The organism is Brevundimonas phoenicis, from assembly GCF_047237745.1.
Taxonomy (GTDB): Bacteria; Pseudomonadota; Alphaproteobacteria; order Caulobacterales; family Caulobacteraceae; genus Brevundimonas.
Map to the genome: position 1 here is coordinate 1,299,789 of NZ_JBDFLN010000001.1, position 13,222 is coordinate 1,313,010.

The 13,222-nt window shown below is 66.5% G+C and carries 13 protein-coding genes and 1 tRNA gene; 9 read left to right on the plus strand and 5 right to left on the minus strand.

Annotated features, from left to right (window positions below):
* Nucleotides 1-8: 8 nt before the first annotated feature.
* Nucleotides 9-1,352 (minus strand): MFS transporter, encoded by a 1,344-nt coding sequence (locus ABC419_RS06435; protein ID WP_412875971.1) that lies wholly within the window; start codon nucleotides 1,350-1,352, stop codon nucleotides 9-11.
* A 187-nt stretch (nucleotides 1,353-1,539) separates the two neighbouring features.
* Between ABC419_RS06435 and cyoA the strand changes: the two genes are divergently transcribed.
* From cyoA to ABC419_RS06470, 7 genes are read left to right on the plus strand one after another with little or no spacing between them, the layout of a single operon-like run.
* Nucleotides 1,540-2,754, plus strand: coding sequence for a ubiquinol oxidase subunit II (cyoA, locus tag ABC419_RS06440; RefSeq protein ID WP_412875970.1), 1,215 nt, complete (start codon nucleotides 1,540-1,542; stop codon nucleotides 2,752-2,754).
* A gap of 14 nt (nucleotides 2,755-2,768) precedes the next feature.
* A complete protein-coding gene (gene cyoB / locus ABC419_RS06445) occupies nucleotides 2,769-4,781 on the plus strand; it encodes a cytochrome o ubiquinol oxidase subunit I (protein ID WP_412875969.1) in 2,013 nt (670 codons plus the stop codon).
* Between the two features lie 4 nt (nucleotides 4,782-4,785).
* Nucleotides 4,786-5,430 carry a cytochrome o ubiquinol oxidase subunit III gene (cyoC, locus tag ABC419_RS06450; RefSeq protein ID WP_313574232.1) on the plus strand — a complete coding sequence of 215 codons (645 nt, stop codon included), beginning with the start codon at nucleotides 4,786-4,788 and terminating at the stop codon, nucleotides 5,428-5,430.
* Nucleotides 5,427-5,813 (plus strand): cytochrome o ubiquinol oxidase subunit IV, encoded by a 387-nt coding sequence (cyoD, locus tag ABC419_RS06455; protein ID WP_412875968.1) that lies wholly within the window; start codon nucleotides 5,427-5,429, stop codon nucleotides 5,811-5,813. The genes cyoC and cyoD overlap by 4 nt, the downstream gene beginning before the upstream one ends.
* 25 nt (nucleotides 5,814-5,838) lie before the next feature.
* The gene (locus tag ABC419_RS06460) at nucleotides 5,839-6,606 is read left to right on the plus strand and encodes an SURF1 family protein (RefSeq protein WP_412875967.1); all 768 of its coding nucleotides are present in this window, start codon (nucleotides 5,839-5,841) and stop codon (nucleotides 6,604-6,606) included.
* Nucleotides 6,606-7,952 (plus strand): ATP-binding protein, encoded by a 1,347-nt coding sequence (locus ABC419_RS06465; RefSeq protein ID WP_412875966.1) that lies wholly within the window; start codon nucleotides 6,606-6,608, stop codon nucleotides 7,950-7,952. Before ABC419_RS06460 ends, ABC419_RS06465 begins: the two co-directional genes overlap by 1 nt.
* Nucleotides 7,953-7,975: 23 nt before the next feature.
* The gene (locus ABC419_RS06470; RefSeq protein ID WP_087141195.1) at nucleotides 7,976-8,512 is read left to right on the plus strand and encodes a response regulator transcription factor; all 537 of its coding nucleotides are present in this window, start codon (nucleotides 7,976-7,978) and stop codon (nucleotides 8,510-8,512) included.
* A gap of 164 nt (nucleotides 8,513-8,676) precedes the next feature.
* Here the strand turns inward: ABC419_RS06470 and ABC419_RS06475 are convergent, their stop codons facing one another.
* Entirely contained in the window at nucleotides 8,677-9,888 is a 1,212-nt protein-coding gene (locus ABC419_RS06475) for a CaiB/BaiF CoA transferase family protein (protein ID WP_412875965.1), read from the minus strand.
* A gap of 87 nt (nucleotides 9,889-9,975) precedes the next feature.
* A tRNA-Lys gene (locus ABC419_RS06480) sits at nucleotides 9,976-10,051 on the minus strand.
* A 196-nt stretch (nucleotides 10,052-10,247) separates the two neighbouring features.
* Here ABC419_RS06480 and ABC419_RS06485 point away from each other — a divergent pair.
* Both ABC419_RS06485 and ABC419_RS06490 read left to right on the plus strand, forming a co-directional pair.
* A complete protein-coding gene (locus ABC419_RS06485; protein WP_200165760.1) occupies nucleotides 10,248-11,663 on the plus strand; it encodes an amino acid permease in 1,416 nt (471 codons plus the stop codon).
* Nucleotides 11,663-12,016 (plus strand): Hpt domain-containing protein, encoded by a 354-nt coding sequence (locus tag ABC419_RS06490; RefSeq protein ID WP_200165758.1) that lies wholly within the window; start codon nucleotides 11,663-11,665, stop codon nucleotides 12,014-12,016. Before ABC419_RS06485 ends, ABC419_RS06490 begins: the two co-directional genes overlap by 1 nt.
* A gap of 7 nt (nucleotides 12,017-12,023) precedes the next feature.
* Here ABC419_RS06490 and ABC419_RS06495 read toward each other — a convergent pair whose 3' ends face one another.
* Both ABC419_RS06495 and ABC419_RS06500 read right to left on the minus strand, forming a co-directional pair.
* Nucleotides 12,024-12,356 carry a chorismate mutase gene (locus ABC419_RS06495; protein WP_200165756.1) on the minus strand — a complete coding sequence of 111 codons (333 nt, stop codon included), beginning with the start codon at nucleotides 12,354-12,356 and terminating at the stop codon, nucleotides 12,024-12,026.
* A 4-nt stretch (nucleotides 12,357-12,360) separates the two neighbouring features.
* The gene (locus tag ABC419_RS06500) at nucleotides 12,361-13,176 is read right to left on the minus strand and encodes a ferredoxin--NADP reductase (protein WP_412875964.1); all 816 of its coding nucleotides are present in this window, start codon (nucleotides 13,174-13,176) and stop codon (nucleotides 12,361-12,363) included.
* Between the last annotated feature and the right edge of the window lie 46 nt (nucleotides 13,177-13,222).

Here is a 13,222-nt window from a genome sequence, read left to right on the forward strand (position 1 = left end):
GAAAAACCTTACGCCTTGGCGCCCGCGTTGCCCTTGGCCAGTTCGCGGTTCAGCCACAGGGCCAGCAGGGTGCAGACGGCGCCCGACAGCAGATAGGCGCCGCCCGCCACCAGGCCGAACTTGCCCGACAGCGCCAGCGCCGCCAGCGGGGCGAAGCCCGCGCCGAACAGCCAGGCCAGATCCGACGTCAGGGCCGAGGCGGTGTAGCGGTTGGTCAGGCTGAAGCTGGAGGCGATCGAGCCGGACGCCTGACCGAACGACAGGCCCAGCAGGATGAAGCCCAGGATCATATAGGTCAGCTCGCCCGCCGGGCCGCCGTCCAGAAGCTGGGGCGCAAAGCCCGAGAAGGCGGCGATGCCCGCGGCCGTGACGGCCATCAGGGCGCGGCGGCCGTAGCGGTCGGCCAGCCAGCCCGAGGCCATGATGGCGAACAGGCCGAAGACGGCGCCGATCAGTTCGATCATCAGGAAGCGGCTGGGCGCCTCGTCCGTGTAGAGGAAGACCCACGACAGCGGGAACACCGTCACCATGTGGAACATGGCGAAGCTGGCCAGGGGGGCGAAGGCGCCGATGACGATGCTTCCGCCTTCCTCGCGCACGGCCTTGGTCACGGGCGTGGGGTGCAGCTCCAGCGTCTTGAAGGCGGCCTGGAAGGTCGGCGTCACCACGATGCGCAGGCGCGCGAACAGGGCAACCACGTTGATGGCGAAGGCCACGAAGAACGGATAGCGCCAGCCCCAGTCCATGAAGTCGGCGGCCGACAGCTTGCTGAGGAAGTAGGCGAACAGGGCGCTGGCCACGATCAGGCCGAAGGGCGCGCCCAATTGCGGCGCCATGGCGTACCAGCCGCGCCGCTTCTCGGGCGCGGCGACGGCCAGAAGCGAGGCCATGCCGTCCCAGGCGCCGCCCAGGGCCACGCCCTGACCGATCCGCAGGGCGATCAGCATGGCGGCCGACCAGTGGCCGACCTGCGCGTGCCCCGGCAGGAAGCCCAGGCAGACCGTCGACAGTCCCAGCAGGAACAGGGCGATGGTCAGCTTGGTCCCGCGCCCGAAGCGCCGGTCGATGGCGATGAACAGGGCGGTGCCGAACGGCCGGGCGATGAAGGCCACGGCGAAGACGGCGAAGGACAGCAACGTCCCGCCCAGCGGTCCCGCATAGGGGAAGACCAGCTGCGGGAAGACCACGACCGAGGCGATGGCGTAGACGAAGAAGTCGAAGAATTCCGACGTCCGGCCGATGATGACGCCGATGGCGATTTCGCCCGCGTCGATTTTGCCGTCTCGCGCGTTGATCCGGCTGGCGTCCCGTTCGAGGGGCTCTGAAGAAGGCGCGCCGCTGGCTGCGTTCATGACCGATGAGGCTCCAGGAACCGGGGCGCACGCGCGCCCGCGACAATAGAATGTTGAAACAGCCCCTTTGCTCCCGATGGTCGGAGCAGGGGATAGGGCAGATTGTCCAATGTCGCCTGTTCGGGGGCGGGGTTACGGGGCCTGCACGATGACCGTGCCCTTGCCTCGAACCTCGACTGGAGCCGCCGTGCGCCGACTGCGCCCCCTGTTGCTGTTGCCCCTTCTGGCCCTGCTGCCCGGCTGCGAGGCCGTGGTCCTGGCGCCCGCCGGCGACATCGCCGCCCAGCAGCGCGACCTGCTGGTCTGGTCGGTGGCGCTGATGCTGATCATCGTCATTCCGGTGATGGCGATGATCGTCTTCTTCGCCTGGAAATATCGGGAATCGAACCGGGAAGCCCGGTACGAGCCGGACTGGGACCACTCGACCCATCTGGAGCTGGTGATCTGGGCCGCGCCGCTGTTGATCATCATCTGCCTGGGCGCCATCACCTGGGCCGGGACGCACCTGCTGGACCCCTATCGTCCGCTGGACCGCATCGCCGAGGGCAAGGCCGTTCCCGAGGATCACCGTCCGCTGCAGGTCGAGGTGGTGGCGATGGACTGGAAGTGGCTGTTCATCTACCCCGAGTACGGCATCGCCACGGTGAACGAGCTGGCCGCGCCGGTTGATCGGCCGATCCGCTTCCACATCACCTCGACCGGGGTGATGAACTCCTTCTACATCCCCGCCCTGGCCGGTCAGATCTACGCCATGCCGGGCATGGAGACGAAGCTGCACGCCGTCATCAACCGTCCGGGCGAATACGTCGGCTTCTCGGCCAACTATTCCGGCGACGGCTTCTCGAACATGCGTTTCGCCTTCCATGGTCTGGATCAGGCCGGGTTCGACCAGTGGGTCGCGAGCGTGCGCGCCGCCGGGCAGGGTCTGGACCGCGAGACCTATCTGGAGCTGGAGAAGCCCAGCGAGAAGGTGCCGGTCCTGCACTACGCCTCGGTCGACGACCGCCTGTTCGACGCTGTGGTCAATATGTGCGTCGAGCCGGGCAAGATGTGCATGGGCGAGATGATGGACATCGACCGCAAGGGGGGGCTGGGTCTGGCGGCGGTCAAGAACACCCTGCCGCTGGTCTATGACAAATACGCCCGTCGCGGCGACGCCGTCTTCGGCGCGGGCGAGTCCTATGTGCTGACGATCTGCACCCCGCTGGAAGCCGAGGCCGCCGCCGTCGAGGCCGCCCGCCGCCGTCAGGCCTTCGGCGAGGACGTCGCCCGCGACACCCCGCTGAACCGGGTCATGGGGCAGGGGCTGCAACGTCCCGGCCGATCCGAACAGGGCGAGCGTTTCGCCTCCCTCTTCTCCGCGCCTTCCACGGCGTCCGCGCCCGCCGCGTCGCAATCCTGAGCGCCTGAACGATCATGACTGTCGAACAAACCACATCGCCGCTTCTGGGTCGGTTGAACTGGGACTCGCTTCCGTTCCACGAGCCCATTCTGGTCGCCACCTTCGCCGTCGTCGTCATCGGCGGGCTGGGGGTGCTGGCCCTGCTCACCCGCTACAAGCTGTGGGGCTATCTCTGGAAGGAGTGGTTCACGACCGTGGACCACAAGAAGATCGGGATCATGTACATGATCCTGGGTCTGGTCATGTTCCTGCGCGGTTTCGCTGACGCCATCATGATGCGGATCCAGCAGGCCATGGCCTTCGGCGGGTCCGAGGGCTATCTGAACGCCCACCACTATGACCAGATCTTCACCGCCCACGGCGTGATCATGATCTTCTTCGTGGCCATGCCGATGATCACCGGCCTGATGAACTATCTGGTGCCGTTGCAGATCGGGGCGCGGGACGTCTCCTTCCCCTTCCTGAACAACTTCAGCTTCTGGATGACGACGATGGGGGCCGTGCTGGTCATGGCCTCGCTGTTCATCGGCGAGTTCGCGCGCACCGGCTGGCTGGCCTATCCGCCGCTGTCGGGCATCGGCTACAGCCCCGGCGTCGGGGTTGATTATTATATCTGGGCGCTGCAGGTCGCGGGGGTAGGGACCACCCTGTCCGGCATCAACCTGATCGCCACCATCGTGAAGATGCGCGCGCCGGGCATGGGCCTGATGAAGATGCCGGTCTTCACCTGGACCTCGCTGTGCGCCAACGTCCTGATCGTCGCCTCCTTCCCGATCCTGACGGCGACGCTGGTCCTGCTGTCGGCGGACCGTTACGTGGGCACCAACTTCTTCACGAACGACTTCGGCGGCAACCCGATGATGTACGTGAACCTGATCTGGATCTGGGGCCACCCCGAGGTCTACATCCTGATCCTGCCGCTGTTCGGCGTCTTCTCCGAAGTGACCTCGACCTTCTCGGGCAAGAAGCTCTTCGGCTACACCTCCATGGTCTATGCGACGGTGGTCATCACCATCCTGTCCTACCTGGTGTGGCTGCACCACTTCTTCACCATGGGCTCGGGCGCGTCCGTGAACTCCTTCTTCGGGATCACGACGATGATCATCTCGATCCCGACAGGGGCCAAGTTGTTCAACTGGCTGTTCACCATGTACCGCGGCCGCATCCGCTTCGAGCTGCCGATGATGTGGACGGTCGCCTTCATGCTGACCTTCGTGATCGGCGGGATGACGGGCGTCATGCTGGCGGTGCCGCCGGCGGACTTCGTGCTGCACAACTCCCTGTTCCTGATCGCCCACTTCCACAACGTCATCATCGGCGGGGTGCTGTTCGGCCTTTTCGCCGCCATCAACTACTGGTGGCCCAAGGCCTTCGGCTTCAAGCTGGAGAAGAAGTGGGGGCTGGTCAGCTTCTGGTGCTGGGTGGTCGGCTTCTGGATGGCCTTCATGCCGCTGTATGTCCTGGGCTTCATGGGCGTGACGCGGCGGATGCGGGTCTTCGACGATCCGGCCTATCAGATCTGGTTCATCATCGCGGGCGTGGGCGTGGCGATCATCGGCGTCGGCGTGCTGGCCATGCTGATCCAGTTCGCCGTCAGCATCATCAACCGTGACAAGCTGCGCGATGAGACGGGCGATCCCTGGCACGGCCGCACCCTGGAGTGGGCCACCTCTTCGCCGCCGCCGGACTACAACTTCGCCAAGACGCCGATCATCCACGACGGAGACGCCTGGTGGGACATGAAGGCGCGCGGCTATGAGCGTCCGACCGCTGGCTTCAAGCCGATCCACATGCCGTCCAACACGGGGGCTGGGTTCATCCTGTCGGTGTTGTCGCTGATCCTGGGCTTTGCGCTGATCTGGTACATCTGGTGGCTGGCGGCGGCGAGCTTCGCGGCGCTGATCGGCTACGCCATCTTCCACACCTTCAACTACAAGCGCGACTACTACATCCCGGCCGAGACGGTTCAGGCGACCGAGGACGCGCGCACCAAGGCCCTGGCGGCCGCAGCGGCGACGCAGGGGTGATCCGATGAGCCACGCACCTTCCCTCAACCCCGACTATGTCGACGACGCCGGGCGGCCGATCTTCCACCCGGTAGAGGAGCCGCACCACCCGGAAGGCCACAGCACCATGCTGGGCTTCTGGATGTATCTGATGAGCGATTGCCTCATCTTTGCGATCCTGTTCGCCGTCTACGCCGTGCTGGGCGGCAACTATGCGGCGGGCCCGGCGCCCAAGGATCTGTTCGACCTGCCGCTGGTGGCGGTGAACACGTCGATGCTGCTGTTCTCGTCGATCACCTACGGCTTCGCCATGCTGGCGATGTACCGCAACAAGGTGGCGCAGACGCAGGTCTGGCTTGCAGTCACCGGCCTGTTCGGCCTGTGCTTCCTGGGGATCGAGCTCTATGAGTTCGCCCACATGATCCACCTGGGCGCCACGCCCCAGCGCAGCGGCTTCCTGTCGGCCTTCTTCATCCTGGTGGGCACGCACGGCCTGCACGTCACCTTCGGCATCATCTGGCTGGTCACCCTGATGATCCAGGTGGGTCAGAAGGGTCTGATCCAGGCCAACAAGCGCCGCCTCATGTGCCTGAGCCTGTTCTGGCACTTCCTCGACGTCATCTGGATCGGCGTCTTCACCTTCGTCTATCTGTTCGGGATGCTGCGATGAGCGCTGAAGCCCACAATGAGCACGCCGTGGACCATCACGACGATCACCACGGCGATGACCACGATCACGGCACCTACAAGGGCTATCTGATCGGGTTCGCCCTGTCGGTCGTGCTGACCGCCATTCCGTTCTGGCTGGTCATGGCCGGGGTTCTGGCGCCGCAGCTGACGGGCCTGGTCATCACCGCCTTCGCCGTGGTGCAGATCGTGGTCCACATGATCTTCTTCCTGCACATGAACCATAAGTCCGAGGGCGGATGGAACATGCTGGCGCTGATCTTCACCCTGGTGATCGTGGTCATCGCCGTCGCCGGTTCGGTCTGGGTCATGTATCACCTGAACACCAACATGATGCCCGTCCACGACATGCAGGGGATGGGCTGAGCCCTCTCGCACGCGGAGACGCCGCTTGACGTCATCGTCGGCCCCTGAACCCGCCGCCCGTCCGGCGTCACGCCGTCGAACGGTCGCGGGACTGGCGGCGTTCGCCGTACTGATCGCGGGCTTTTCGGCGCTGGGCGTCTGGCAGGTCCAGCGCCTGGCGTGGAAGCAGGAGCTGATCCGTCAGGTCGACAGCCGCATCCACGCGGATCCTGTTCCCGCGCCGGGGCCGCAAGGGTTCGGCGCCGTGACGCGCGAGGCGGACCAGTACCGCCGCGTCATCGCCAGCGGCCGCTTCGCCCATGACCGCGAGGTGCGGGTGAAGGCGGTGACGGACCTGGGGCCGGGTTTCTGGGTCGTGACGCCGTTGACGGACGCGCGCGGCTTCACCGTCTTGATCAACCGAGGCTTTGTCCCGGCCGAGCGCGCCGCGCCCGAAAGCCGCGCTGAGGGTCAGGTCGAAGGGCCGGTGTCCGTCACCGGCCTGTTGCGGATCAGCGAGCCCAAGGGCGGCTTCCTGCGCGACAACGATCCGGCGGGCGACCGCTGGTTCTCGCGCGACGTGGCCGCGATCGCTGAGGCCAAGCAGCTGAGCGGCCCCATCGCGCCCTATTTCATCGACGCGGACGCAACGCCCAATCCCGGCGGCTGGCCGCGCGGCGGGCTGACGGTGGTGCGGTTCGCCAACAGCCATCTGGTTTACGCCCTGACCTGGTTCGGTCTGGCGCTGATGTCGGCGGGCGGCGCCGTTCTGTGGCTGCGCGACGAGCGGCGCCGCAGGGCAGGGGGACGTTGATGCAAGCTGAGGCTTTGAACCGCTTCTTCCGCACCGTTCTGGGCATGGACGCCAACGCCGAGACGCCGGTGTCGCCGGGCGCGGCCGGACGGCGCAACATGCTGCTGCTGATCCAGCTGAGGTGGCTGGCGGTGATCGGTCAGGTGGCGACCATCGTCATCGTCCACTGGGGTCTGAAGATCAGCGTCCCGCTAGGGCCGCTGCTGCTGGCGCCGACGGCGCTGGCGGTGATGAATCTGGTCAGCGCGCCGGTGACCCTGCGGCGCAAGGTCGTCACCGACCCGGAGATCCTGCTGGCCCTGTGCGTCGACGTGGCGGCGTTGAGCTGGCTGCTCTACTTCAGCGGCGGGGCGGCCAATCCCTTTGCGGCCCTTTACCTGATGCAGGTGGTGCTGGCGGCGGTGCTGCTGCGGCCGGTCTACGCCTGGGGCTTCGTGCTGGCGACGGGCGCCTGCCTGGCCTTTCTGGCGGTGTGGCGTCAGCCGCTGGACCTGCCTGCCGGAGCTGACGCGCGGTTGGGCCTGATCCAGCAGGGCGCCCTGATCAACTTCATCCTGATCGCCGTGCTGCTGGTGGCCTTCGTCACCCGCACCAGCCAGAACGTGCGCGCCCGCGACGCCTATCTGGCCGAGGCGCGGCAGCAGGCGGCGGAACAGGACCACATCGTGCGCATGGGGCTGCTGGCTTCGGGCGCGGCGCATGAGCTGGGCACGCCGCTCGCCTCGCTGTCGGTTATTCTCAGCGACTGGCGACGGATGCCCGCGCTGAACCGCGACGAGGATATGGTGCAGGACATCGAGCAGATGCAGGCCGAGGTCGAGCGCTGCAAATCCATCGTCACCAACATCCTGATGTCGGCGGGAGAGGCGCGGGGCGAGGCGCCCACCGTCACCACCTTGAAAGCCTTCCTGCAGGAGATCATTGCGGAATGGTCCGACAAGGCGGGCGAGGTCATGCGCGTGACCTTAGACGGCCCGACGCCTGGCAATCCGCCCATTATCGCCGATCCGGCGCTGAAACAGGTGTTCAGCGCGCTTTTGGACAACGCCCACGAGGCTGGGGCGCGGAATCTGGAGGTTCGGGCCGCCGCCGACGCGGGCGGGTTGTTCATCGCCTTCGAGGACGACGGTCCGGGCTTCTCGTCGGCGATCCTCGAGAAGCTGGGCCAGCCCTATCAGTCGACCAAGGCGCGGGCGGGCTCGGGCCTGGGCCTATTCCTGCTGGTGAATGTGATACGCAAGTTGGGCGGGACGGTGGTGGCCGTGAACCGTTCCAGAAAGCAGGAAGGCGGGCAGGGGGCCATGGTGCGCCTGACCTTGCCGATCGACGCCCTGGCTCCGAAATGAGGGGCCGGGAAAGAGGGAATGAGATGACCGACGAGCCCCGCCAGCTTCTGATCGTCGAGGACGACGAGTCCTTTTCGCGCACTCTGCGCCGATCTTTCGAGCGACGCGGCTATCAGGTCGTCTCGGCTCATAGCCATGACCAGATGGTCGAACTGCTGAAGACGCACCATCCTGATTACGCCGTGGTGGATCTGAAGCTGGGAACCGCGTCAGGCCTGACCTGCGTGCAGACGCTGCACGCCTTTGATCCCGACCTGGTGATCGTGGTGCTGACGGGCTTCGCCAGCATCGCCACGGCGGTTGAGGCGATCAAGCTGGGCGCGCGGCACTACCTCGCCAAGCCCGCCGGCACCGACGCCATCGAGGCCGCCTTCGGCCGCGAGGCGGGCGATCCCGATGCGCCTCTGACGGCGCGCTCGACCTCGATCAAGACGCTGGAGTGGGAGCGCATCCACGAGGTGCTGGCCGAGACCGACTTCAACATCTCCGAGACCGCGCGTCGCCTGGGCATGCACCGCCGCACCCTAGCGCGGAAGCTGGAGAAGCGGCAGGTCAGCTGAGCCAAACACCGCGCTCATCCCTGCCTCGCCGTCATTCTCGGGCTTGACCCGAGAATCCAGCCCTTCAACCTTTGAACAGGCATGGGTCGATGCGGTCGCCGTCGTGCTTGCTGGATTCTCGGGCCAAGCCCGAGAATGACGGCCTGAGAGAGGGGGGGGAGGCGTCACCCCTCCGTCTTCAACGCTTTCAACACAGCATCCGTATCCTGCCCCAGCTTCGGCGGCGGGGCGTCATAGCGCACCGGCGTCTTCGAAAGGCGGATGGGCGAAGCCACAGTGCGGACGGGATGGGCCAGGTCGGGCCGCGTCTGCTCGACCGTCAGGCCGCGATGGATGGCCTGGGGCTCCTCGAACACCTGGTCGATGGTGTTGACCGGGCCGCAGGGCACGCCCGCCGCCTCAAGCGCCTGCATCAGCCCCTGCATGGTGAAGCCTTGCGTCTTCGCGGCGATCAGCGATCCTAGCGCCTCGCGGTTGGCGACGCGCAGGGCGTTGGTGGCGAAGCGATCCTCAACCTCTAGCCCCAGGGCGCCGCACAGGGCGCGGAACTGGCTGTCGTTGCCTACGGCGATGATCACCATGCCGTCCGAACATGGGAAGGGCTGATAGGGGGCCAGATTGGGGTGGGCGTTGCCCATCCGCGTCGGCGCCTTGCCCGATACGAAGTAGTTGGTCGCCTGGTTCGCCAGCATGGCCGCCTGAACGTCGAACAGGGCGATGTCGACGTGCTGGCCTTCGCCCGTCGCTCGCGCGTGCCACAAGGCCGCCAGGATGGCGTTGGAGGCGTACAGGCCGGTGAACAGGTCCACGACCGCCACCCCGACCTTCATCGGCTCGGCGCCCGGCGCGCCGTCCGGCTGGCCGGTGATGGACATCAGCCCGCCCATGGCCTGGATCATATAGTCGTAGCCCGCCCGGTGCGCGTCCGGCCCGTCCTGGCCGAAGCCGGTGATGGAGCAATAGACCAGCTTCGGATTGACCGCCGCCAGCGAGGCGTAGTCTAGTCCGTACTTCTTCAGCCCGCCGGTCTTGAAGTTCTCGACCACCACGTCGCAGGTCGCAGCCAAACGGCGCACGGCTTCGGCGCCTTCAGGGCTGGCGATGTCCAGCTCGACCGACTTCTTGCCTCGGTTGGCGCACAGGAAATAGGCGGCGTCGCCGGGCTGTCCCTCAGCCGTGGTGGTGAAGGGCGGGCCCCAGTGGCGGGTGTCGTCGCCCGCGTCCGGCCGTTCGATCTTGATGACCTCGGCCCCCAGGTCCGCCAGCGTCTGCGTCGCCCACGGCCCGGCCAGAACCCGCGACAGGTCCAGCACGCGCACGCCGTGAAGCGGGCCATACGAGGAAGGGGCGGCGGGAATCGAGGCGGTGTCAGACATGTCCGCCTTCTAGCAGAAACCGGGCGCAGCCGGATGGCCTCGCGCCGAGGCGCGACGATCATTCAACATATGAAAAGAAGGAGACGATGGTGGGTGATCACAGGTTCGAACTGTGGACCCGCTGATTAAGAGTCAGCTGCTCTACCAACTGAGCTAATCACCCGTACCGTCGTCTGCGCCCTTGGTGTGGCGCCGGTCCTTCGCGGCGGCGTTGATGGCCTCGGCGAAGGGCGCTCCTATTACTCAGGACCGGTCTCGGGTGCAAGCGCCAAATGCGTCTTTTATCGCGATTGCATCGCGCGCTAAGGTCGCGCCTTGAATCAGCCGCCGAGAAGACGCGGCGAGGGGGAGTAAAGATTATGGCGTTCTGGAACCGTCGGCGCTCGATCGACGCGATGCTGGCCCCGCATTCGGGGCCGGGGCTCAAGAAAACCCTGGGTTGGCCGCATCTTATGGCGCTGGGCGTCGGCGCCATCGTCGGAACCGGCATCCTGACGCTGATCGGCGTCGGGGCGGGTCTGGCGGGTCCGGCGGTGCTGATCAGCTTCGCCCTGGCCGGTCTGGTGTGCGCTTGCGCGGCCCTGGCCTACGCCGAGCTTTCGACGATCATGCCCGCTTCGGGCAGCGCCTATACCTATTCCTACGCCGCGTTGGGCGAGATTTTCGCCTGGGTCGTGGGGTGGAGCCTGATCCTGGAGTATTCGCTGGTGGTGTCGACGGTGGCCGTCGGCTGGTCCGGCTATGCCGTGCCCTTCCTGGCCGGACTGGGTATCGACCTGCCGTTCGCCCTGACCGTGGGACCGCACGTCGAGGGCGGGCTGATCAACCTGCCGGCCATCTTCATCATCGCCATCGTGACCGGCCTGCTGCTGCTGGGCACGAAGGAAAGCGCCACGCTGAACGCCGTGCTGGTGTTCGTGAAGATCGCCGCCCTGGTGGTGTTCGTGGCCATCGCCATGCCGCACTTCGATACGGCCAACTTCACCCCCTTCATGCCGCACGGCTTCGGCGCGCCCTTCGTACAGACGGGGGTCATGGCGGCTGCGGCCATCATCTTCTTCGCCTTCTACGGCTTTGACGCCATCGCCACGGCGGCTGAAGAGACCAAGAAGCCCGAGCGCGACCTGGCCATCGGCATCGTCGGCTCGATGGTGGTCTGCACCGTGCTGTATATCGCCGTGGCCGCCGCTGCGATCGGCGCTGCGCCGGTCGCCAGCTTCGCCGACAGTCCCGAGCCGCTGGCGCACATCATGCGCGGCCTGGGCCAGGGCGTCGCCGCCCAGTGGATCGCCGCCGCCGCCGTGATCGCCCTGCCGACCGTGCTGCTGGCCTTCCTGTTCGGCCAGAGCCGCATCTTCCTGGGCATGTCGCGCGACGGCCTGCTGCCCAACCGCCTAGCCAAGATATCCAAGCGCGGCGTTCCGGCCGTGGTGACGATCTTCACCGCCATTGTCGTGGCCTTCCTGGCCGGCATCATGCGTCTGGACGAACTGGCCTCGCTGGCCAACGCCGGCACCCTGATGGCCTTCATGGCCGTGGGCGTCAGCCTGATCGTGCTGCGCGTGCGTGAACCGAACCGCGAGCGCAAGTTCAAGGCGCCGCTGTGGTGGCTGGTCGGCGGCATCGCCATCATCGGCTGCATCGTCTTCTTCTTCAGCCTGAAGAGCTCGACGCAGCTCTACTTCCTGCTGTGGAACCTGTTCGGCCTGGCTCTCTACCTGCTGTGGTCGTCGCGCAACTCGCGCCTGGCCAAGGGCGAAGAGGCCGAGGCCTGATGGCGAGACGCGACCTGTCGGGGGCGGTGGATTTCACCGTCCTCGAAGCCATGACGGCGGGCATGGATGATGTGACGGAAGAAGTGCTGGGCCTGTTCGCCGAACAGGCCCGCATGTGGTCGGCCATGCTGGACGCCTCCAGCGAGGGCTGGCGCGACGCCGTTCACACCATCCGCGGCGCCGGGGCGGGCATCGGGGCCAAGGCCCTGGCCCAGGTCTGCGAAGAGGTGGAGTTCGGCGAGCAATCCGCCGCGGCCGCCGGGCTGGAGCGGGTGAAGACGGCGCTGGATGCGGCCCTGGCCGATGTGGCGGCCTATCGCCATGAACTGGCGTTGAAGAGCCTGAAGGGCTGAAAGGTCGTCAGACCCGCGTCTTGTCCCAGGTTCCGAACTCGTGGGCGATGCAGCGGTCGATCAGCAGGCGCCAGACCGGCTCGGCGATGTCGGGCGACAGGCCGGCGGGCGCGGCCGCCTTCAGCACCTTGGCCACCACGTCGTCGATGCGGGCCTGGTCGAAGACGGCGTCGCGGTTCGGCTTGATGCGGGCGGCGGCGTCCATGTAGCGCTGGCGCTCGGCCAGCAGGGTCACAAGGGCGCGGTCCAGGGCGTCCACGCCCTGACGCACGTCGAGCATGGTGGCGCAGTCTTCCGGGGCCTTGCGCGTGTCGATGGCGACGGCGGCGGGAGAGGTCATCAGGTCAGCCGACAAAGGCGCGCTCCAGAACATAGTCGCCGGGTTCGGCGTTCGAGCCTTCTTTCAGGCCGTAGGATTCCAGCAGTTCGCCGGTCTCCTTGATCATGGCCATCGAGCCGCACAGCATGACGCGGTCGCTGTTGGGCGAGAAGCCGATGGGCAGTTGCAGGTCGGCGAAGACGTCGCCCGACTTGATGCGGTCGGTGATGCGGCCCGGCGTCTCGAAGCGCTCGCGCGTCACGGTCGGATAATAGGTCAGCTGGGCCTTGGCCTCGTCGCCGATCAGCGGGTCGTCGTGAATCTCGTGGCTGAAGAAGTCGCGGTAGGCCAGGTCGGCGACATTGCGCACCGTGTGGCAGACGATGACCTGCTTGAAGCGGGAATAGGTCTCAGGATCGCGCGCGACCGACAGCCACGGCGCCAGCCCCGTGCCCGTGCCGATCAGCCATAGACGTTCGCCGCCGGTCAGGGCGTCCAGAACCAGGGTGCCGGTCGGCTTCTTGCCCATCAGGACGCTGTCGCCCGCGACGATCTTCTGCAGGCGCGAGGTCAGGGGGCCGTCCTCGACCTTGATGGAGAAGAACTCCAGTTCCTCGGCCCAGAAGGGCGACGCGATGGAATAGGCGCGCAGCACGGGCTTGCCGCCGTCTTCGCCCGGCAAGCCGATCATGACGAACTCGCCCGAGCGGAAGCGGAAATCCTCGGGCCGCTTCACGCCGAAGCTGAACAACTGTTCGTTCCAGTGGCGGACCCACAGGACTTCCAACTCATGGAACGGACTGGCCTTGACGGGCGGCGCGGAGAGGGAGGCGTCAGACATGGCGACTACCTAGGCCGTCGCGGGCGGTTGCGAAAGTCTCGCGAGG

Excerpts from the sequence above, each read along its gene's own strand:
- ABC419_RS06435 (WP_412875971.1), bottom strand. The coding sequence starts at position 1,352 with ATGAACGCAGCCAGCGGCGCGCCTTCTTCAGAGCCCCTCGAACGGGAC.
- cyoB (WP_412875969.1), top strand. The coding sequence starts at position 2,769 with ATGACTGTCGAACAAACCACATCGCCGCTTCTGGGTCGGTTGAACTGG.
- cyoC (WP_313574232.1), top strand. The coding sequence starts at position 4,786 with ATGAGCCACGCACCTTCCCTCAACCCCGACTATGTCGACGACGCCGGG.
- cyoD (WP_412875968.1), top strand. The coding sequence starts at position 5,427 with ATGAGCGCTGAAGCCCACAATGAGCACGCCGTGGACCATCACGACGAT.
- ABC419_RS06465 (WP_412875966.1), top strand. The coding sequence starts at position 6,606 with ATGCAAGCTGAGGCTTTGAACCGCTTCTTCCGCACCGTTCTGGGCATG.
- ABC419_RS06470 (WP_087141195.1), top strand. The coding sequence starts at position 7,976 with ATGACCGACGAGCCCCGCCAGCTTCTGATCGTCGAGGACGACGAGTCC.
- ABC419_RS06475 (WP_412875965.1), bottom strand. The coding sequence starts at position 9,888 with ATGTCTGACACCGCCTCGATTCCCGCCGCCCCTTCCTCGTATGGCCCG.
- ABC419_RS06485 (WP_200165760.1), top strand. The coding sequence starts at position 10,248 with ATGGCGTTCTGGAACCGTCGGCGCTCGATCGACGCGATGCTGGCCCCG.
- ABC419_RS06490 (WP_200165758.1), top strand. The coding sequence starts at position 11,663 with ATGGCGAGACGCGACCTGTCGGGGGCGGTGGATTTCACCGTCCTCGAA.
- ABC419_RS06495 (WP_200165756.1), bottom strand. The coding sequence starts at position 12,356 with ATGACCTCTCCCGCCGCCGTCGCCATCGACACGCGCAAGGCCCCGGAA.
- ABC419_RS06500 (WP_412875964.1), bottom strand. The coding sequence starts at position 13,176 with ATGTCTGACGCCTCCCTCTCCGCGCCGCCCGTCAAGGCCAGTCCGTTC.